18 protein-coding genes are annotated in these 17950 nt (G+C 67.0%); 5 read left to right on the forward strand and 13 right to left on the reverse strand.

All coding sequences use genetic code 11. The annotated features are described in order from the left end of the window. Positions 1 to 30: 30 nt before the first annotated feature. Genes KNJ79_RS20240 through KNJ79_RS20250 form a run of 3 tightly spaced genes read left to right on the forward strand, consistent with a single transcriptional unit; the run spans position 31 to position 2458 of the window. Positions 31 to 1209, forward strand: coding sequence for an efflux RND transporter periplasmic adaptor subunit (locus KNJ79_RS20240; RefSeq protein ID WP_317152350.1), 1179 nt, complete (start codon positions 31 to 33; stop codon positions 1207 to 1209). Beyond that, positions 1206 to 2147: a LysR family transcriptional regulator gene (locus KNJ79_RS20245; RefSeq protein ID WP_282499690.1), complete on the forward strand. Its 942-nt coding sequence runs from the start codon at positions 1206 to 1208 to the stop codon at positions 2145 to 2147. Before KNJ79_RS20240 ends, KNJ79_RS20245 begins: the two co-directional genes overlap by 4 nt. Before the next feature lie 2 nt (positions 2148 to 2149). Further along, complete coding sequence (locus KNJ79_RS20250) at positions 2150 to 2458, forward strand: hypothetical protein (RefSeq protein ID WP_317152351.1); 309 nt, start codon at positions 2150 to 2152, stop codon at positions 2456 to 2458. 17 nt (positions 2459 to 2475) lie between these two features. Here KNJ79_RS20250 and KNJ79_RS20255 read toward each other — a convergent pair whose 3' ends face one another. The 13 genes from KNJ79_RS20255 to KNJ79_RS20315 form a co-directional block, all read right to left on the reverse strand. After that, complete coding sequence (locus KNJ79_RS20255; RefSeq protein WP_017502075.1) at positions 2476 to 2697, reverse strand: DUF2274 domain-containing protein; 222 nt, start codon at positions 2695 to 2697, stop codon at positions 2476 to 2478. Continuing rightward, positions 2694 to 3914, reverse strand: a complete 1221-nt coding sequence (locus tag KNJ79_RS20260) for a TrbI/VirB10 family protein (protein ID WP_017502076.1) — start codon at positions 3912 to 3914, stop codon at positions 2694 to 2696. The genes KNJ79_RS20255 and KNJ79_RS20260 overlap by 4 nt, the downstream gene beginning before the upstream one ends. Beyond that, positions 3911 to 4918 carry a P-type conjugative transfer protein TrbG gene (trbG, locus tag KNJ79_RS20265; RefSeq protein ID WP_017502077.1) on the reverse strand — a complete coding sequence of 336 codons (1008 nt, stop codon included), beginning with the start codon at positions 4916 to 4918 and terminating at the stop codon, positions 3911 to 3913. The genes KNJ79_RS20260 and trbG overlap by 4 nt, the downstream gene beginning before the upstream one ends. Continuing rightward, positions 4915 to 5598: a conjugal transfer protein TrbF gene (gene trbF / locus KNJ79_RS20270; protein ID WP_012049883.1), complete on the reverse strand. Its 684-nt coding sequence runs from the start codon at positions 5596 to 5598 to the stop codon at positions 4915 to 4917. Before trbF ends, trbG begins: the two co-directional genes overlap by 4 nt. Before the next feature lie 6 nt (positions 5599 to 5604). Next, complete coding sequence (gene trbL / locus KNJ79_RS20275) at positions 5605 to 6990, reverse strand: P-type conjugative transfer protein TrbL (RefSeq protein WP_048938181.1); 1386 nt, start codon at positions 6988 to 6990, stop codon at positions 5605 to 5607. Further along, positions 6987 to 7289 (reverse strand): putative entry exclusion protein TrbK-alt, encoded by a 303-nt coding sequence (trbK-alt, locus tag KNJ79_RS20280; protein ID WP_017503599.1) that lies wholly within the window; start codon positions 7287 to 7289, stop codon positions 6987 to 6989. The genes trbL and trbK-alt overlap by 4 nt, the downstream gene beginning before the upstream one ends. Before the next feature lie 8 nt (positions 7290 to 7297). Further along, positions 7298 to 8014, reverse strand: coding sequence for a P-type conjugative transfer protein TrbJ (trbJ, locus tag KNJ79_RS20285; protein WP_017503598.1), 717 nt, complete (start codon positions 8012 to 8014; stop codon positions 7298 to 7300). Next, a complete protein-coding gene (gene trbE / locus KNJ79_RS20290; RefSeq protein WP_282499692.1) occupies positions 8011 to 10500 on the reverse strand; it encodes a conjugal transfer protein TrbE in 2490 nt (829 codons plus the stop codon). The genes trbJ and trbE overlap by 4 nt, the downstream gene beginning before the upstream one ends. Beyond that, on the reverse strand, positions 10497 to 10778 hold the full coding sequence (locus KNJ79_RS20295) for a VirB3 family type IV secretion system protein (RefSeq protein ID WP_017503596.1): 282 nt from the start codon (positions 10776 to 10778) through the stop codon (positions 10497 to 10499). Before KNJ79_RS20295 ends, trbE begins: the two co-directional genes overlap by 4 nt. After that, the gene (locus KNJ79_RS20300) at positions 10775 to 11110 is read right to left on the reverse strand and encodes a TrbC/VirB2 family protein (RefSeq protein ID WP_007406001.1); all 336 of its coding nucleotides are present in this window, start codon (positions 11108 to 11110) and stop codon (positions 10775 to 10777) included. The genes KNJ79_RS20295 and KNJ79_RS20300 overlap by 4 nt, the downstream gene beginning before the upstream one ends. Beyond that, complete coding sequence (gene trbB / locus KNJ79_RS20305; RefSeq protein WP_048938180.1) at positions 11107 to 12093, reverse strand: P-type conjugative transfer ATPase TrbB; 987 nt, start codon at positions 12091 to 12093, stop codon at positions 11107 to 11109. Before trbB ends, KNJ79_RS20300 begins: the two co-directional genes overlap by 4 nt. A 140-nt stretch (positions 12094 to 12233) precedes the next feature. Continuing rightward, entirely contained in the window at positions 12234 to 12653 is a 420-nt protein-coding gene (locus KNJ79_RS20310) for a CopG family ribbon-helix-helix protein (RefSeq protein WP_017502704.1), read from the reverse strand. Then, positions 12650 to 14680: a conjugal transfer protein TraG gene (locus KNJ79_RS20315; protein WP_017502705.1), complete on the reverse strand. Its 2031-nt coding sequence runs from the start codon at positions 14678 to 14680 to the stop codon at positions 12650 to 12652. Before KNJ79_RS20315 ends, KNJ79_RS20310 begins: the two co-directional genes overlap by 4 nt. Before the next feature lie 316 nt (positions 14681 to 14996). Between KNJ79_RS20315 and KNJ79_RS20320 the strand changes: the two genes are divergently transcribed. Both KNJ79_RS20320 and KNJ79_RS20325 read left to right on the forward strand, forming a co-directional pair. Then, complete coding sequence (locus KNJ79_RS20320) at positions 14997 to 15446, forward strand: hypothetical protein (RefSeq protein ID WP_225982241.1); 450 nt, start codon at positions 14997 to 14999, stop codon at positions 15444 to 15446. After that, positions 15443 to 17950, forward strand: a complete 2508-nt coding sequence (locus KNJ79_RS20325; protein ID WP_317152352.1) for an HsdM family class I SAM-dependent methyltransferase — start codon at positions 15443 to 15445, stop codon at positions 17948 to 17950. The genes KNJ79_RS20320 and KNJ79_RS20325 overlap by 4 nt, the downstream gene beginning before the upstream one ends.

The raw sequence follows: 17950 nt of genomic DNA on the forward strand, positions 1-17950 counted from the left end.
CGCGGAACGGATGAACAAGGCGCGGCACAGTTGAAAGGCAATATCATGCCGACAAAAAGCGCACTCCTGGCTTCCATAGCCTTGGCTATTGGCGGCCTTACGTCAGCTTGTAGCAAATCGGGCGGCGATCAGGGCGCACAAGCGGCGGCAGCGCCGCAAGTGCCAGTAGCGCAAGTTGTCGTGCGCGAGCTTGCCCCCTCGGCCGAGTTCAACGGTTCGCTATCGGCGCCCCAGAGCGTCGAGTTGCGGCCCCGCGTCAGCGGCGCAATCGTCTCCGTCCATGTCCCCGAAGGCGTGCTCGTCAGGAAGGGGCAGCTTCTGTTCCGCATTGATCCGCGACCATTCCAGGTCGCGCTCGATCAGGCGCAGGCGCAGCTTCGTCAGGCGCAAGCCTCCGCAACGCTCGCCGAAAGCAATTTCACCCGCTCGGAACAACTCGTCGCGACCGGCGCAATCTCGCGCAAGACTTATGACGACGCGCTGGCGCAGCGGAACGCCGCACGCGCACAGGTGCAGGCCGGTAGCGCGGCCGTAGCCGCCGCACGGCTCGACCTTTCCTTTACGCAGGTCACGGCGCCGGTCGGCGGCCGGGTCGATCGCGTGCCCTCGGACCTTCTGGCGCGCCGACCCGACATCCGCGCGGTCGAACATACGCTGCGCGCCGCCAACGCGAATATCGGCGCTGCCCGCTCAGCGTTCTTCCCGACGATCAGTCTGACCGGCTCGGCGGGAACGGCGAGCGCGAGCCTCGACGATCTGTTCTCATCGGGGTCGGGCGCATGGAGCTTCATGCCGCGCATCACCCTGCCGCTTCCAATCTTCGGCGGCAGCGCGCTGAGAGCCAACCTCGATCGCGCGGACGTGCAGAAACGGATCGAAATCGCCAACTATGAGAAGGCGATCCAATCCGCCTTCCGCGACGTGGCTGACGGGCTCGCCGGCAAAGGAACCTTGGACGCCCAAATCCGATCGGAAACGCAGCGGGTCGATGCCAGCCGCAATGCCTACAGGCTCGCGGAACAGCGGCTCAACTCAGGCGAGGATGACAACCTCGCCCTGCTCGACGCGCAGCGCACGCTTTACGGGTCACAGCAAGCCTTGGTCCGCTCCAAGCTGGTGCGGCTCAGTAATCTCATCAATCTCTACAAGGCGCTGGGTGGCGGCTGGACGGAGTTCACGACACCGCCTGATGATCCGTTAGCCCGGTGATTGAGCTGCGCCAGCTCCGCTACCTGATTGCGGCGGCCGAGGCCGGTAGCTTCAGTCGCGCGGCGCGCAGCATAAATATCAAGCAAGCAACGCTCAGCCGACACGTCCTCGAAATCGAGAAGCGGCTAGGCATGGCGCTGTTCGACCGCAAGACCCGCGGTGCCACTCTGACTCCGAATGGCAGAACCTATCTGCGAACGGCACAGCGCATCGTGAAGGAGTTCGAGGAACTGAACAACTGGGTCCGCGCCACGAACAACGGCCACGTCGGCAAGCTGGCCGTAGGCTTCTATACGTCCTTCTCCGCCGGCAACTTGCGGGCAACGCTCAGCGAGTTCGGCGAACGCCACCCCGAGGTCAAAGTATCCGGCTTTGAACGCGATCGGGATATGCTGTTGGCCGGGATCGAGAATGGCCTGCTCGATATCGCGATCATGATTGGGGAGGCCTCCTATCGGGGTCTGATGAGCCGTTCTTTCTGGAGTGAGCGCATATTTGTAGCAATGCCGGCAGGCCATCCACTCACCCAATGCGAACGCATCCATTGGCCCGACCTGACCGGCGAACACTTTTTGCTGACCGAACGAGATCCCGGCCCAGAGACCCGAAACATCCTCATGGGCAAACTTGGGGTCCCCGGTTGCATGCCAGAGATCGACATGCAGGATATCGGACGCGAGACAATGTTGAGCGCCATTGCGCTCGGTGGGCGTCTCTCGATTGTCGCCGAATCCGCCTTGGGTATCCAAGTGCCAGGCGTAACGTTCAGCGAAATCCACGACAGTCATGGACATATGCGGATCGGCTTCTCGGGCTATTGGCGTGAAGACAATGACAACCCCGTCTTGCTGCGCTTCCTTGATCTCGTGGCCGGTCGCTATTCGCTGCCGCCCATTCTGATGCCGCAGCCATCACATCACCAACCGGAAAAGGAATAGCCATGGCACGAAGCAAGACACTCTTCATCGTGCTGGTCGCGCTGGTCATCGGATTCGGCGTGGGCTTCGTGCTGCGCCCGGTGATCATGCCCGTCGAGCGTGCGCCGGCCCTCGCGAGTCCGGCCCCCGCCGCACCGGAGCCGGCCGAACCGCGCGGGACGCAGTATTTCGCGGCGCATCTCGATGAAGCACGGGAGATCGTGGGGCAATGCGCGGAAGGCTCGGTGCGGGGCAGCGAGTGCGCCAATGCCGAGCAGGCCGTGATCGAGGCGGAAGGCCGCGACCGCTTCAAGAAGTTCATGGGCAACTGACGGCAGGCGGCGCGCTCTCACTTCCCCTGCGCGCGGTGCCGGCGAAAGGCGCGGTCGGTTTCCATGAACCGGGCGAGCATCGGCGCGACCAGCTTGTCGGGCGGGACCGGCGCTCCCCCGGTCTCGGCTGCGAGCGCGGCGGCATAGGCGACGAGATCGCGATGCACGGCGGCGGGCAGCTCCACGGAGAGCTTGACCGGCCGATCGTCGGCCAGCGGCCCCAACTTCAATTTCGTCATCGTGTCGCTCCGATCGGTTCAAGCACCAGGTCGCGCGTGATGACCACGCGCAACGGATGCCCCGGCCGGATGGTGAGCGTCGGCTGCACATTGAGCTGCCGACGCACGATCTGCTGGCCGGTCTGGTTGATGGTGTCCTGCGAGCCGCGACGCAGTGCGCGAGTAAGTTCGTCCTCGCTATCCGCGCCCAATTCGGCACCGACGCCGAGCAGTGTCGAAACGGCGGCGGCTTTCAGCAGATTGCCCCAATGCTGGTTTACGCGATCCTGTAGGCCAGCATATCCGGCCGCATCAGCGCCGGGCTGGCGCTCGAGAACGATCGAGCGGCCGTCCGGCAATATCAGCCGATCCCATGCCAGCAGCACGCGCGCCTGCCCGGCGGCGATCTCGCTGTCATATTCGCCGATCAGCCGCGTGCCCTGCGGGATGAGCAGGATGCGGCCCGTAGGGCTGTCATAGACGTTTGCCGTTACCTGGGCGGTGATCTGGCCGGGAAGGTCCGAACGGATGCCGGTGATGAGCGCGGCAGGGATGATGCTGCCGGCCTGCACGATGTTGGGCGAGGCCGGCGCCACGAGGCGTTCGACGCTGACCGTCCGCTGATTAGACGCCTGCGCCAAGAAGGCTCGCTTGGCGGCCTGGTCGCCCTGCGCCGTCTCGGCAGGTTGCGGTGAGGCAGGAGCACCAGGCGCTGCCGTCGCGAGGTTCGGCAAAGACGGCATCGCAGCGGCCCCGGCGCTGCTGCCACCCAAGAACACGCCGCTCATGCGGGCGGCGTCGCGCTCCTGCTGCGCGCGCTGGCGGGCGGCTTCCTCAGCCTGCGCGCGCGGATCGGGCTGGGCGCCGACCGGCGGGACCTGGACATTCTCCCCGCGCTGCTGGGCCGAGACGATCGGGCCGCCGAGGTCGCCGGGAAGCGGCGGGCCGAGTTTCGGCGCTTGGCTATAGTCGCGCGGTCCCGACGTGATGGTCTCGGACGTGGCGCGGCTGTCGGTGTTGTAAAGCTCCTTGGCCTCCTTCTCGCCGGCCGGCTTGAGCGCATAGATCAGTGAGCCGCCGATCCCGAGGCCGGCGACGACGCCGAGGGCGGCCAGCGCCTTGCGCGACAGGCGCATGACGCGCGGCGGGTTGCCGCGAAGCTGGAAGGCTTGCGGATCGGGGCGCGGCGCTTGCGGTGCGGCCGCCTCGGGCGGGGAATTGTCGGCGGGATCGGTCACGGCCGCCCCCTGCGCCCATTGTCGCGCACGATGCGGACGCGCTGCTCGCCGCGCCGGTCGCCCAGGCGCAGCTCGGCGGCGGCGAACAGCCGGTCCACCACCATGTAGCGGCCCTGCACGCGGTAATTAACTAACTCGGCATCGCCGGCCGCGCCGGTCACGAACAGCGGCGGCATCTCGCCCTGCGAGATCCCGGCCGGAAACTCGATGAACACTTGGGCTGCATCATCGAAGGCGCGAACCGGCTTCCACGGCACGCGGTCGCCCTCGATCCGGTAGCGGAAGTTGAGCGCCGCGAGGTCGAGGCCGGTCGCGACGGGGGCAGCGGCGGCATTGGCGCCGCGCAGCGCGATGAGCTGGTCCTGCGGATAGGTCCATGAGACCGAGGCCATGTATGTCGATGCGGTCGCGCGCAATTCGATGTGATAGGTGCGCCGGTCGGTATTGATGACGAGGTTCGTGGAAATGTCGGGGCGTGTTGGCTTCGCCAGGATATGCACGCGCGCCGTCGCGCCGCTGCCGCTCACCGTGTCGCCGATGATCCAGCGCACGGTGTCGCCGGCCGCGACCGGCCCGGGCCCCACGAGCTGCTCGCCTTCCTGAAGCGCGATGTCCGTCACCTGGCCGGGCGCGGCATAGACCTGATAGAGCGCGCCGTCCGTCCAGGGATATTGCTGGATGGCGTTGAGGAAACCGTCGCGCACCGGCTGCACGCGGGCGGCCGCGTTGGCGGCCCCGACACGGCGGCGCGGATCGGCGGGCTCGGAAGTCGCTGCCCCGGCCGCGACCGGCTTCAATTGGCCGGGGAGCGGCAGGGGTTCGGGGATCGTCACCACCTCGACGGCGCGGAGCGGTTCCGCGGCCGGCGTCGCCGCGATCTCGCGCGGCGGATCATCATAGCGAATCGCGGGCGGCTTCGCCGATGTGGTGGCGCAGCCGGCGAGCGCGGTGGCGGAGACAAGCAGGACCGCCGAGGCGGAACGGCGAAATGGCGTGTGCGTCATTGCGACAGCTCCCTTGACCAATTCAAAGCGTTGACGAAGACGCCGAGCGGATTCTTGCGCAGGGCGTCGGGGGTGCGCGGCGGCTGCACGACGATGGTGAGGATCGCCGACCAGCGTTCGGTGGCGGCAAGGCTGCCGTCCTGATAGCGGCGCTCGGTCCAGGCGACGCGGAAGCTGTCGGGCGATGCCCGGATCACGCTCGACACGTCCACCGCGACCTGCACCCGGCCGACATTGGCGAAGGGGTCGTTGGCGCGGGCGTAGTCGTTGAGCGCCACCGCGCCCCGATCGGTCGTGAAGTCGTAGGCGCGCAGCCAGTTCTGGCGGACGATCACCGGATCGGCCGGGATCGCCCTGACCTGCTCGATGAAGCGGGCGAGATGGAACGCAATTTGCGGATCGGTCGGGCGATAGCCCGCCTCGGCGGGGGCGACGGCCTGGGCCTCGCCGAGCCGATCGACCTGCACCACCCAGGGCACGATATGCCCACGCGCCGATTGCCAGACGAGACCGGCGGAAAGGCCGCCCGAGAGCGCCAGCGCGCCGAAGAAGGCGAGGCGCCAGTTCTTCGCCTGCACGCGCGCGGAGCCGATGCGGTCGTCCCATTGCTGGGCTGCGCGCTGATAGGGTGTCGTGGGTTCGGGCGTCTGGCCGTAGCGGATGGTGGGGCGTCGGAACATGGGAGGTCAGTCCTTCTCTTTGATGTCGGGACCGGCGCCGCCGCCGTGGCTGTCGCCAGCCTTCATGGTGTGGGCGAGGACGGTCGCGCCGTGGCTGACGGCCTGGCGGCGTTTCATCGCGGCGGCCCATTCAGGCTGGGCGGATGCGCCGGCCGACGCGGAACCGCCAGCGGTTGCAGCCGCCGGGGCGGCGGATGCCGGCCCGCCGGTGATCGTGCCGCCGGTTGCGGTGAATCCGGCACGGGCGCCGGAGCGGAAATTGGACTTGATCGCCTCGCCGCCCTTGGCGGCCGCCTTGCGCAAGGGCGAAAGGACGGCGTTCGCCGCGCTTCCCGCCGCCGCTTGGCCGACAGCGGCCATGCCGCCCGCAACAGCGCCTGCACCGCTCTTGCCGAACGAGCCGAGGCTGTAGGCGCTGGTGGCACCGCCTGCCATCTGAGCGCCACCACGCGCGGCGGCGCCGGTCATCCGGCCGGCCGCACCGACTGCGGACCCGGCCGCGCCCACGCCAAGGCGTGCGGCGGCGGCGCCTCCGATCAGCGCGCCGCCTGCCGCCAGCGCGGTCCCGGCCGCCGTACCCGCGCCGAGCTGCGGGCCGCCCGAGACGATGCCGTTCGCAATGCTGGGGCCGAAGATCGACAGGCCCAGCAGCGACAGCGCGGCAAGCGCGATGGCCATGACCTGATTGATGTCGGGCGCGGGGCCGAGGGCAGCGCCGGTGAACTGGCTGAACAAGGTGGTGCCGATGCCGGTGATGACGGCGAGCACCAGCACCTTGATGCCGGTCGAGACGACATGGCCCAGCACCTTCTCGGCCATGAAGGCGGTCTTGTTGAAGAAGGCGAAGGGCAGCAGGACGAAGCCGGCCAGCGTCACCAGCTTGAACTCGATCAGCGTGATGAAGACCTGCACGGCGATGATGAAGAAGGCGAGCACCACGATCACCCAGGCGAGCAGCAGCACGAGGATCAGCGCGAGGTTGGAGAACACGGCCCAAAGGCTGGAGAACTGGCCCGCCGCATCGAGCAGCGGCTTGGCGGCTTCGAGCCCCTTCGCCGCGATCGTGCCGGGCTTCATGAACTCGTCGATCGTCATCGCCCCGCCGCTGGCCTGGAGGCCGAGCCCGGCGAAGCTCTCGAACACGATGGTCGCGAGCAGCGAGAAATTGCCGATGATGAAAGCGAAGGTGCCGATGTAGAGCGTCTTCTTGACGAGGCGCTGAAGCACGTCCTCGTCCGCGCCCCAGGCCCAGAACAGGCCGGCGAGCGTTACGTCGATGGCGATCAGCGTGGTCGAGAGGAACGCGACCTCGCCGCCGAGCAGGCCGAAGCCTGAGTCGATGTAGCCGGTGAAGATGTTGAGGAAATTGTCGATAACGCCGGTGTCGTTCATGGCCGGGTGCCTTCATCCGGCGCCGTGTCGCTGCCGCGCTCGATCTCGGGCGGGGGCTCGTCCTGGCGGAAGAAGCGGCGGCGGTTGACGGCCCAGGCCGCCTCGCAGCCACTATCCGGCTTGGTGAGCGAGGCGCAGCGATCCAGCTCGCGGGCGAGCCTGGCCTGGCCTTCGTCCGCCGGCAGGAAGAGCGGGGGCGCGGGCGCAGGCTCATCGGGCTGGACGGCGGCGACGATCGCCACCGTCATCATCAGCCCGGCCAGCGCCGCCACCCCTGCGATCTTCGCCGTGCGCGACATCGGGCGTCTCAGTTGCCCATGAAGCGGCGGAACCGCTCGCGCCCTTCGGCCTCCTCGGCCGCCTGGCGGGCGGATTGCAGCGCCTGCGCCCGGCCCTGCGCCGCGACCGCGGCGGTGAGGTCGGCGAGCTGCTGCGATTGCAGCGCGAGGAGCTCGTTGCCCGCCTGCGTCGCCTGGAGCGCGCCGGTCGCCGACTGGCTGGCCGAGACCAGGCTGTACATCGTCGTGCGGGCGCCTTCGATGTTGCCGACGACGCCGGCCTGCACCTGCAAGGCATCCTGAAAGGCGCCGACGCTATCCTCCCAGCGGGCATTGGCGTTGGCGACCATCTGCGCGTGGGTGCCGGTGAGCGCCGCGCCCTTGTAGCGGCCGTTGAACACCTGCTGGACGTTCTGCACGTCATAAGCGATGCGCTGCGCCTCGCCGAGAAGCTGCTGGGTGCGCTGCACCTGCTGCTGCAACTGCTGGAGCGAGCTGAACGGCAGCGAAGCCAGGTTGCGCGCCTCGTTGACGAGACTGGTCGCCTGCTGCTGGATTTGCTGAATCTGGTTGTTGACCTGCTGGAGCGACCGCGCGGCCGTCAGCACGTTCTGCGCATAATTGGTCGGGTCATAGACGATCCCGCCGAACTGAGCGTGCGCCGGCGTGGCGGCGGTGATGCCGATCATGCTCGATGTGGCGATGGCGCCGGCCAGCATGGCGCGGCGCAGGATATTGGGTTTCATGGGGTCGTGTCCTTCAAGGCAAGGGGGAGCTGGCCGGCATCTTCCCGGCGACCGGCCAGCGGATCGAGTTGGGGTTCGGGAAGAAGATCGACCGCCCAGGCCAGGCCGCGATGGCGCAGCCATTCGGCGGCGAAGCGCTCGCGGCCGTGGGTCTCGACCAGTTCGGCGATGCGGAGCTGATCGGTCTTGGAAGACGCGGCGGCGAAGGCCAACGCGACCTCGCCTAGCCCCAGCTCGAACAGCCGGTTGCCGCGCCGCGACTGGCAGTAATAGTCGCGCTTGGGCGTGGCCCGGCTGAGGATTTCGATCTGGCGAGCGTTGAGGCCGAACCGTTCGTAGATGGCGGCGATCTGCGGCTCGGCGGCGCGCTCGTTCGGCAGGAAGATGCGCGTCGGGCAGCTCTCGATGATGGCCGGCGCGATGTTAGAGGTTTCGATGTCGGCCAGGCTCTGCGTGGCGAAAACGACGCTGGCGTTCTTCTTCCGCAAGGTCTTAAGCCATTCGCGGAGCTGGGCTGCGAAGTCGGGGGTGTCGAGAACCAGCCAGCCCTCGTCGATGATGATGAGCGTCGGCGAGCCGTCCAGCCGGCCTTCGATCCGGTGGAACAGGTAGGACAGGACGGAGGCGGCTGATCCGCCGCCAACCAGGCCCTCCGTCTCGAACGCCTGCACCGACGCTTCGCCGAGCCGTTCGACCTCGGCATCGAGCAGCCGGCCCCACGGTCCACCAAGGCAATAGGGGGCGAGCGCCTGCTTGAGCTGCTGGCTCTGGAGCAGAACCGCGAGCCCGGTCAGCGTGCGTTCCGGCACGGGCGCACTGGCAAGGGAGCCGAGCGCCGACCACAGATGCTCCTTGGCCTGCGGATCGACGGGGACGCCTTCGCTGGCGAGGATCGCCGCCAGCCATTCGGCCGCCCATGCGCGCTCGGCCGGATCGTCGATACGGGCGAGCGGCTGTAGCTGGACGCTGCCGTCGCCGTCGTCGGACAGCCCGAGATCCTGCCAGTCTCCGCCCGCCGCCAGCGTGGCGGCGCGGATCGAGCCACCGAAGTCGAACGCGAAGACCTGGGCGTTCTCGTAGCGGCGGAACTGCATCGCCATTAGCGCGAGCAGCACCGACTTGCCCGCGCCGGTCGGGCCGACGATCAGCGTGTGGCCGACATCGCTGCCATCGGGGTGAAGGGAAAACCGGAACGGGGTCGAGCCTTCGGTCCTGCCATAGAGCAAGGGGGGTTGTCCGAAGTGCTCGTCCCGTTCCGGCCCCGCCCATACTGCTGACAGGGGGATCAGATGGGCGAGATTGATGGTGGAGATCGGCGGTTGCCGGACGTTGGCGTAGGTGTGGCCGGGCAGGCTCCCCAGCCATGCCTCGATCGCGTTCATCCCCTCGGGGATCACGGTGAAGTCGCGGCCCTGGATGACCTTCTCGACCAGCCGCAGCTTCTCGGCCGCAATGGCGGGATCGCCGTCCCACACCGTCACCGTCGCGGTGACATAGGCCATGCCGGCATAGTCGGAGCCCAGCTCTTGCAAGGCGGTGTCGGCGTCGGCGGCCTTGTTCGAGGCGTCGCTGTCGAGCAGCGTGGACGCCTCGTTGGTCATGACTTCCTTGAGGATGGCCGCGACCGATTTGCGCTTGGCGAACCATTGCCGCCTGATCCTGGTCAGCAGCTTGGTCGCGTCGGTCTTGTCGAGCATCAGCGCGCGGGTGGACCAGCGATACTCGAAGGCGAGCCGGTTCAGCTCGTCGAGCAGGCCGGGGAAGGTCACGCTCGGGAAGCCGACGATGGTGAGCGTGCGCAGATGGTGCTCGCCGAGCTTCGGTTCGAGCCCGCCGGTCAGCGGCTCGTCGGCGAGTAGCGCGTCGAGGTGCATCGGAGTTTCCGGCACGCGCACGCGCTGGCGGCGGGTTGAGATGGTGCTGTGCAGGTAGGTCAGCGTCTCGCCGTCATCGAGCCAGCGGACCTCGGGCACGAAGCCCTCGACCAGATTGAGAACGCGGTCGCTGCGGTCGGCGAAGCCCTTGAGCAGTTCCCACGGATCGACGCCGCTGGTGGACCGGCCCTCGTAGAGCCACCCTTCCGCGCGCGCCGCTTCCTCGGCCGGCGGCATCCACAGCAGGGTGAGATAATAGGCGCTCTCGAAATGCGCGCCTTCCTCGCGGAACTGTTCGCGGCGCTCCATGTCCACGAGCGCCGAGACCGAATCGGGAAAATCGGAATCGGGGTAGTCGAGCGCGGGACTGCGCTGCGCCTCGACAAAGATCGCCCAGCCCGAGCCGAGACGCCGGAGCGCGTTGTTGAGCCGCGCGGTGGTGGCGACCAGCTCGGCGGGTGTGGCGCTGTCGAGATCGGGGCCACGGAAACGCGCCGTGCGCTGAAAGCTGCCGTCCTTGTTGAGAACGACGCCCTCGCCGACCAGCGCGGCCCAGGGCAGGAAGTCGGCCAGGTGGGCGGCGCGATTCCTGTATTCGCGCAGGCCCATCATGGCCGCATCCACGCCGGATAGCGGAGGTGCCGCCGGGCCACGTCCACGAACTGCGGATCACGGCGCGCGGCCCAAACCGACAACGCATGACCGATTGCCCAAATCGCCAGCCCGGCGATCCAGAGGCGAAGGCCGAGGCCGATCGCGCCGGCGAGCGTGCCGTTGACGATGGCGAGCGAGCGCGGGGCGCCGCCGAGCAGGATCGGCTCGGTCAGCGCCCGATGGACCGGCGCATAGAAGCCGGCGATCGGCTCGACGGGATCGGCCGCGCCCGTCATGCGATCAGCGCCCCGCCGCCGAACGAGAAGAACGACAAAAAGAAGCTCGACGCGGCGAAGGCGATCGACAGGCCGAAGACGATCTGGATCAGCCGGCGAAAGCCGCCCGAGGTGTCGCCGAAGGCCAAGGTGAGGCCGGTCACGATGATGATGATGACCGCGATGATCTTCGCGACCGGCCCCTCGATGCTTTCGAGGATGGATTGCAGCGGGGCTTCCCACGGCATCGACGACCCGCCCGCGTGGGCGGGCGCCGAGATGGTGAGCGCGATGACGCTGGCGGTGGCGGCGAGCATGGCGCGGCGTGCGCCATGCCGAAGGGCATGGATCATGGTGCGTCTCCGAGGTTGGGGGGTGCGAGGGGGGTCAGGCGGTAATCGCCGGTCTCGGCGTCGATCCCCTCGACGCGAGCCAGCTCGGCGAGGCGGCGACCGTGCCCGTCGCGAACCAGCACGGCGATCAGGTCGATGGTCTCGGCGAGCAGCGCGCGGGGAACCGTGACGACGGCCTCCTGAATGAGCTGCTCCATGCGGCGCAGCGCCCCGAGCGCGGTCCCGGCGTGGATGGTGCCGATGCCGCCGGGGTGGCCGGTGCCCCAGGCTTTGAGGAGGTCGAGCGCCTCGGCGCCGCGCACCTCGCCGATGGGGATGCGGTCGGGGCGCAGCCGCAGGCTGGACCGCACGAGATCGGACAGCGTGACGACGCCATCCTTGGTCCGCATGGCGACGAGGTTCGGCGCGGCGCACTGAAGCTCGCGCGTGTCTTCGATCAGGACGATGCGGTCGGTGGTCTTGGCGACTTCGGCCAGGAGCGCATTGACCAGCGTGGTCTTGCCGCTGCCGGTCCCGCCTGCCACGAGGATGTTGGCGCGGGCGGCGACGCCATCACGCAGCGCCGCGGCCTCGGCCGGCGACATGATCCCGGCCGCCGCGTATTCATCGAGCGTGAAGACGGCGACGGCGGGCTTGCGGATCGCGAAGGCGGGCGCGACGACGACGGGGGGCAGCAACCCCTCGAACCGCTCCCCTCCTTCGGGCAGCTCGGCCGAGACGCGCGGGGACCGGGCATGAACCTCGACGCCGACATGGTGCGCGACCAAGCGAACGATGCGCTCGCCGTCCGCGGCGGCCAGCTTCATGCCGGTGTCGCTGATGCCTTCGCCGAGCCGATCGACCCACAGCCGGCCGTCCGGGTTCAGCATCACCTCGATGACGGCGGCATCGTCGAGCCAGGCCGCGATCGACGGGCCGAGCGCCGTGCGCAGCATCCGCGCGCCGCGTGTCTTCGCCTCGGAACGGATCGGATGGACGGTCAAAAAAAAGCCCCTGATGAGGGCCGGGCGAGCCGCCGCCCGGCGTCAGGGGCACATCAAGAGAGGCAGAAAAGACCGTGCTTCAATAAGTAAATGTGGTCGTCGTAGTCTGGCGTAGAGATACAAGAACTGGCGTAGTCAGCTCATTCTTCTTGGAGCGGAAAGTCCTCGCCAATTTCTTGCCTGACCTTCGAACCCTTCGCGAGTCGGCGGCCGAGCGCATCCATGAAGGCGTCGTAGCGGTCGCCGCCCTGGCGACGCATCGCGGCCCGCTCGCTCTCGGGCGGCGGCGGAGTGTTCGACAGCCAGAAGCGCACGAACAGCGCGATCATCTCGACACCGATCCCCGTGTCGCGCTCCAGCCGGGTGATGCGGCGGTCCAGCTTGTCGAGACGCTTGGCGATGGCGGCCTCGCGCTGCTCGTCGGCGTCGGGCGACAGGAAGGATGCGATGGCCGCCTCGGCGATCAGCGACCGGGACTTGTCCCTGCGGTCGGCATAGGCGGCGAGCGCGCGCATCAGCTCGGGGTCAAGATAGACCGACAGCGGCGTCTTGGTGCTCATAGCTCGATGCCGTCCTCGGGATCGAGCGACGCCTGCCGGGCCACGCGCTGCATCTGGCGGCGCACCGTCGCCTGCCGCGCCGCATCGCTATCGGGGTCCGGCTCGTCCAGCTCGAACTCGTTGGCGGGCGCGGGCCGGGGCGTCGGCGCGATGTCGATGTGGGGCTCCAGCGCCGGCTCGCGGCGCAGGTCCCCGTTCGCGGCATCGTCCTCAGCACCCGCCTTCTTGGCGGCCTTTTTCTTCATCGGCTTCTTGGGCGATTCATGCTCGATCGGCTCGGGCATCGGCGGCGCCTCGATCGGCGCCAGGCCGCTCCAGTCGTCGGGGCGCGGCGGGCCGCCTCCGACATTCATGTCAGGCGGCGACATCACCCGCTGCGTGAACCGCCGGTCCTTGAAGTAGCGGGCCTTCTTTGCCCGGATCGGCGGGATGCCCGCGACCATGACGATCTCGTCGTCGGGCGGTAGCTGCATGATCTCGCCGGGGGTGAGGAGTTGGCGGGCGGTCTCAGAGCGCGACACCATCAAATGCCCGAGCCAGGGCGAAAGCCGGTGGCCGGCGTAGTTCTTCATCGCCCGCATCTCGGTCGCGGTGCCGAGCGCGTCCGAGATGCGCTTGGCGGTGCGCTCGTCGTTGGTGGCGAAGCTCACGCGCACATGGCAATTGTCGAGGATCGCGTTGTTCGGCCCGTAAGCCTTCTCGATCTGGTTGAGGCTCTGGGCGATGAGGAAGCTCTGGATGCCGTAGCCGGCCATGAACGCCAGCGCGCTCTCGAAGAAGTCGAGTCGGCCGAGCGCCGGAAACTCGTCGAGCATCAACAGCAGCCGGTGGCGCGATTGCCGCGCCTTCAGGTCCTCAGTGAGCCGGCGCCCGATCTGGTTGAGGATGAGGCGAATGAGCGGCTTGGTGCGTGAGATGTCGCTGGGCGGCACGACGAGGTAGAGCGTGACCGGCAGCTCGCCCTCGACCAGATCCTTGATGCGCCATTCGCAGGTGCGCGTGACCTGCGCGACGACGGGATCGCGATAGAGGCCGAGGAACGACATGGCGGTCGAGAGCACGCCCGATCGCTCGTTGGCCGATTTGTTGAGCAGCTCGCGCGCGGCCGAGGCGACGACGGGATGGACGCCGGCCTCCCCCAAATGCGGCGTCGTCATCATCGCCCATAGCGTGCTCTCGATCGGGCGGCGGGGATCGGACAGGAAGGCGGCGACGCCCGCCAGCGTCTTGTCGGCCTCGGCGTAGAGGACATGGAGGATCGTGCCGACCAGTAGGGCATGGGAGGTCTTCTCCCAGTGGTTGCGCTTCTCCAGCGAACCTTCCGGGTCCACCAGCACGTCGGCGACGTTCTGCACGTCGCGCACTTCCCAGGCGCCCTTGCGGATTTCGAGCAGGGGGTTGTAGGCGGCCGACGCGCCGTTGGTCGGATCGAACAGCAGCACCCGCGCGTGCCGGGCGCGAAAGCCGGCGGTGAGCTGCCAATTCTCGCCCTTGATGTCATGCACGATCGCCGAGCCCGGCCAGGTGAGCAGCGTCGGCACGACCAGGCCGACGCCCTTGCCGCTCCGGGTCGGCGCGAAGCACAGCACATGCTCGGGGCCGTCGTGGCGCAGGTAGTCGCGCCCGAGCCGACCGAGCATGACGCCGCTGTCGCCCAGCAGCCCAGCGGCGGCGATCTCCCCGCGCGTCGCCCAGCGCGCCGAGCCATAGGTCTCGGCGTTCTTCAGCTCGCGCGCACGCCAGACCGACATGCCGATGGCGACGACGATCGCGGCGAACCCGCCCGACACAGCGATGAACGCGCCGGTCTGGAATATCTCCGGCGCGTAGGCGTCAAACGAAAACCACCACCAGAAGAAGGCCGGCGGCGGATAGATCGGCCAGTCGCCGAGCATGAACCAGGGCGCCCCAAGCTGGGGCTGATAGGCGAGCGCTGCGGCCGTCCATTGCGTCGCGGCCCAAATGGCTGCGAGCACGATCAGGAAGACCGTGAAGACCTGACCCCAAAGGATTTTGGTTGCCGACATGGCACCGAGGTCGATGCGTACCGGACATCAAATCAAGTCACTGTTATTGTTGAGGGAAGTCTAGCGTAGAAATACAGGGAGTAGCGTAGTTTAGTCTGCTATGTTTTCGACGGTGATCGATTGAACGGTCCCGTATGTCGCGCGCTATCAGAGCGGACAGATCGAGAACAAGGTGCTTTACCAACCAGAATGGGTATGATACCCGATCCAAGTTCGGGCATCATACCCGAACCGGAGAAAAATGGTGCGTCTAATCGGATCGCGGGATGTCCTGAAGCTGACCGGGCTTTCGGCTGATCAGCTGCGCGAATGGACCGTGCGGCGCAGGCTCATTCATCCGGACGTCCCGGCATCACGCCAGGGTCAGCAGGCTCAATTCGGCTGGCAGACAGTGCTGTTGCTCCGGCTCGCCGTCGTTATGCGCAGCCGGTTCCATGTCGAACTCCAAGTCCATCGCGACCTGCTGCTTCGCGCACGCGAGCTATTGAACGGCCGGTCCTTTCCGGGCCTGTGGAACCACCGGCTCGTTATCTTTGGACTCGATAGCTGTGCGCTGCTCGGTGGTAGCGATCCGTTGCCGGCCGACCAGGATGCAATCCTGCTTCGGCTCAACGCCCATCTTGAGGCGCTGTCGCAGGGCTTCGGCGTCTCCGAGCCGATCGCGCAACTCCCTCTCTTTCCGGCGGTGGGATTGCGCCGAAGCGAAGCGCCGGCTGACGCAGAGGGCGGCATCATGCTGCGCACTGCCGAAGGTGACGCGGCGTGACCGCGCTCGCCAGAATCGAAGCGGGACTGCGTGCGATCGGCTATCGACCGGAATCGCTCATCCACGACTATAGCTTCGCCGATGTGCTGTCGGAGGCGGGCGAGGAACAGTGCGTCGCACTTGCCGCGTTCACACAAGTTCCCGAATCCTATCGCTCGGCCGCCTTTGGCGTGATTACCGGCACGCACGATGCGGACGCCGTGCTACGCCGCCGGGCGCTCGGTGCGCCGATCTTGTTCTCGATCAGCCCTGAAGATGTCGGGGTCTGGCGGGTCGGCGCGGAAGGCAAGCCACGTCTGAGCGAACGGGTTCCGCTCGACCAGCTGGACGCGCTGTTCGAGCGCAATGCCGACAATTGGAACCCACACGCGGTTCACCGCGCCAAGTCGCTGGCCCAGACCCAGACGGCCTATCAGCTCGACTTCGTCGATCTGGGACTGATGCCGGCGATCGAACATGAGATCGAAGTGAAGCTCGATCGGCTGCTCGGCGAAGTCATTGCCCAACTGCTGTCCGGGATCGACGATCCGCAACGCGAAGAAGCGGTTTTCCGCACCACCTTCAGGCTCCTTGCCGCCAAAATCCTGATCGATCGCCAGCATCCTGACGCGACATCATGGACCCATGCGCCGGTGCGCGATGTGCTCGCCGGCATCGAGACCTATTATCATCTCGATCATATGCTGCGGCCCGCGGTCGATGCCCTTCCGTCGTCGGCCGTGGAGACTGCATGGACGACGCTTCGCGGCGCCATCACCTTCCGGAACATTTCGTCGGACAGTTTGGCATTCGCTTACGAAAACACGCTGGTGACGGCTGACACGCGCAAACGCTTCGGCACGCACTCTACCCCCAGACAAGTGGCTGAATATGTCGTTGGCCAACTCGATCTCGGCCGCTTCGATCTTGAGGACATAACGATCTACGAGCCGTTCGCTGGCGCGGGTATGTTCCTCGTCGCGGCACTGCGGCACCTGCGCGATCAGCTTCCCGATACGCTCACCGGCGAGGAGCGGCACGCTTTTCTCGTCAAGCGGATCAGCGGTGCGGAACTCGACAGCTTCGCCTGTGAAGTCGCGACGCTATCGCTGATCCTTGCTGATTACCCCAACGCAAATGGCTGGAAAATCGCATCCAAGGACTTGTTCGAGAAAGACGCGCTTCGAGCAGATGCCGCTGGCAAGCGCATCGTCCTGTGCAACCCACCCTGGGAGGACTTCGACAGCGAAGAGCGCCAGCGCTATCCCGAGATGGCGGCAAAGTCGTTCTCGAAGCCGATGGCGGTGCTGCGGACGCTCATCGAAGCCAAGCCCCAAGCGCTGGGTTTCGTTTTGCCGCAAGGCTTTCTCCGCCAGAAGCAATATGGCGAACTGCGCCAGCTGCTCGCTGACACATATGACCGGATCGAGCTGACATCGCTTCCTGACCGCATCTTTCAGCGTGCCGGGCTGGAGGCGGCCGTGATCATCGCCACCGGCCAGCGCGACGCTGATGCGAAGAATCTTCCGAGCCAGTTGCGCTCCGTCGAAGTCACCGACCGAGGCCGTCCGGATTTTCTCATGACGGGTAAGGTCACCACCGAGCGCCGCCGCACCAAGCTGGTATGTTCGGGGGACCTTTGGATTGGTGCGCTCGACGAGGTCTGGGAATATCTGGCGGACTATCCCGTGCTTGGTGGTCAAGCCGAAGTTCATCGCGGCCTTCAGTGGATCAGCCAGTCTGCCGGCTGGAGCGCAGTTCCTCGGGAGGGCTTTGCCAGAGGAATTTTCAAGCCCGCGGACTCGCTTCTTCAATTTAGTATCACCACGACCGGCTTCGTCGATATGCGCGAGGAATCCGCATATCGGTTCGGTCCACTCACGCGCGCCTGGGACAAACCCAAAATACTGGTCAACGTGGCGCGCCGGTCGCGTGGCCCCTGGCGGCTGGATGGCGCGCTAGACGCGAGCGGGCTCGTGCCGTCGCAGGCGTTCTTTGGCATCTGGCCGACCACATCAGACCTGCCAGTGGAAGCGATCGAAGCGCTGATCAACAGCCCGCTGGCGAGCGCCTTCGTCCTCGAGCGGGCCTCGAACCAGCATCTCACCAATGTTGTTATGAAGCAGCTGCCGTTGCCAAAGCGGGGCGCGCTTGGTGACGTGGTCGCCGCAGTGTGGCGCTACCGCGACGCGCTTGGCGCCGCCGCAGCCCATGCGCTACGCACGCCCGAGATCGACGAGCGGTTGGAAGGGTTGCTGATCGATATCGACGCGCAGCTCTTGAAGGCCTTCGATCTGCCTCCTCGTCTGGAGCGACGATTGCTCGAAGCGTTTCGTGGACATGAAGCTGAACGGCGTGTCGCACATACCTTCAAGGGCTGGTTCCCAGAGGACTTTACCGCCTACCTCCCGCTGCACGAATATGTCGGCCCGCTGCTACGCGAAAACACTGGCGCCTGGGCGCTCGACGTCTTCACGCCGGCACCGGAGCACGAGGTTGAGCGGCTCAGGCGCTACGTCCAGTAG

The organism is Sphingopyxis indica (assembly GCF_032879645.1).
Lineage (GTDB): Bacteria > Pseudomonadota > Alphaproteobacteria > Sphingomonadales > Sphingomonadaceae > Sphingopyxis > Sphingopyxis indica.

Bases quoted from the DNA above. Each gene is read 5' to 3' on its own strand.
- KNJ79_RS20315 (WP_017502705.1), bottom strand. From the start codon at position 14,680: ATGTCGGCAACCAAAATCCTTTGGGGTCAGGTCTTCACGGTCTTCCTG.
- trbK-alt (WP_017503599.1), bottom strand. From the start codon at position 7,289: ATGTCGCGCACGGCGAAGATCGCAGGGGTGGCGGCGCTGGCCGGGCTG.
- trbF (WP_012049883.1), bottom strand. From the start codon at position 5,598: ATGTTCCGACGCCCCACCATCCGCTACGGCCAGACGCCCGAACCCACG.
- KNJ79_RS20250 (WP_317152351.1), top strand. From the start codon at position 2,150: ATGGCACGAAGCAAGACACTCTTCATCGTGCTGGTCGCGCTGGTCATC.
- trbE (WP_282499692.1), bottom strand. From the start codon at position 10,500: ATGATGGGCCTGCGCGAATACAGGAATCGCGCCGCCCACCTGGCCGAC.
- KNJ79_RS20300 (WP_007406001.1), bottom strand. From the start codon at position 11,110: ATGATCCATGCCCTTCGGCATGGCGCACGCCGCGCCATGCTCGCCGCC.
- KNJ79_RS20295 (WP_017503596.1), bottom strand. From the start codon at position 10,778: ATGACGGGCGCGGCCGATCCCGTCGAGCCGATCGCCGGCTTCTATGCG.
- KNJ79_RS20255 (WP_017502075.1), bottom strand. From the start codon at position 2,697: ATGACGAAATTGAAGTTGGGGCCGCTGGCCGACGATCGGCCGGTCAAG.
- KNJ79_RS20310 (WP_017502704.1), bottom strand. From the start codon at position 12,653: ATGAGCACCAAGACGCCGCTGTCGGTCTATCTTGACCCCGAGCTGATG.
- trbJ (WP_017503598.1), bottom strand. From the start codon at position 8,014: ATGAAACCCAATATCCTGCGCCGCGCCATGCTGGCCGGCGCCATCGCC.
- trbG (WP_017502077.1), bottom strand. From the start codon at position 4,918: ATGACGCACACGCCATTTCGCCGTTCCGCCTCGGCGGTCCTGCTTGTC.
- trbL (WP_048938181.1), bottom strand. From the start codon at position 6,990: ATGAACGACACCGGCGTTATCGACAATTTCCTCAACATCTTCACCGGC.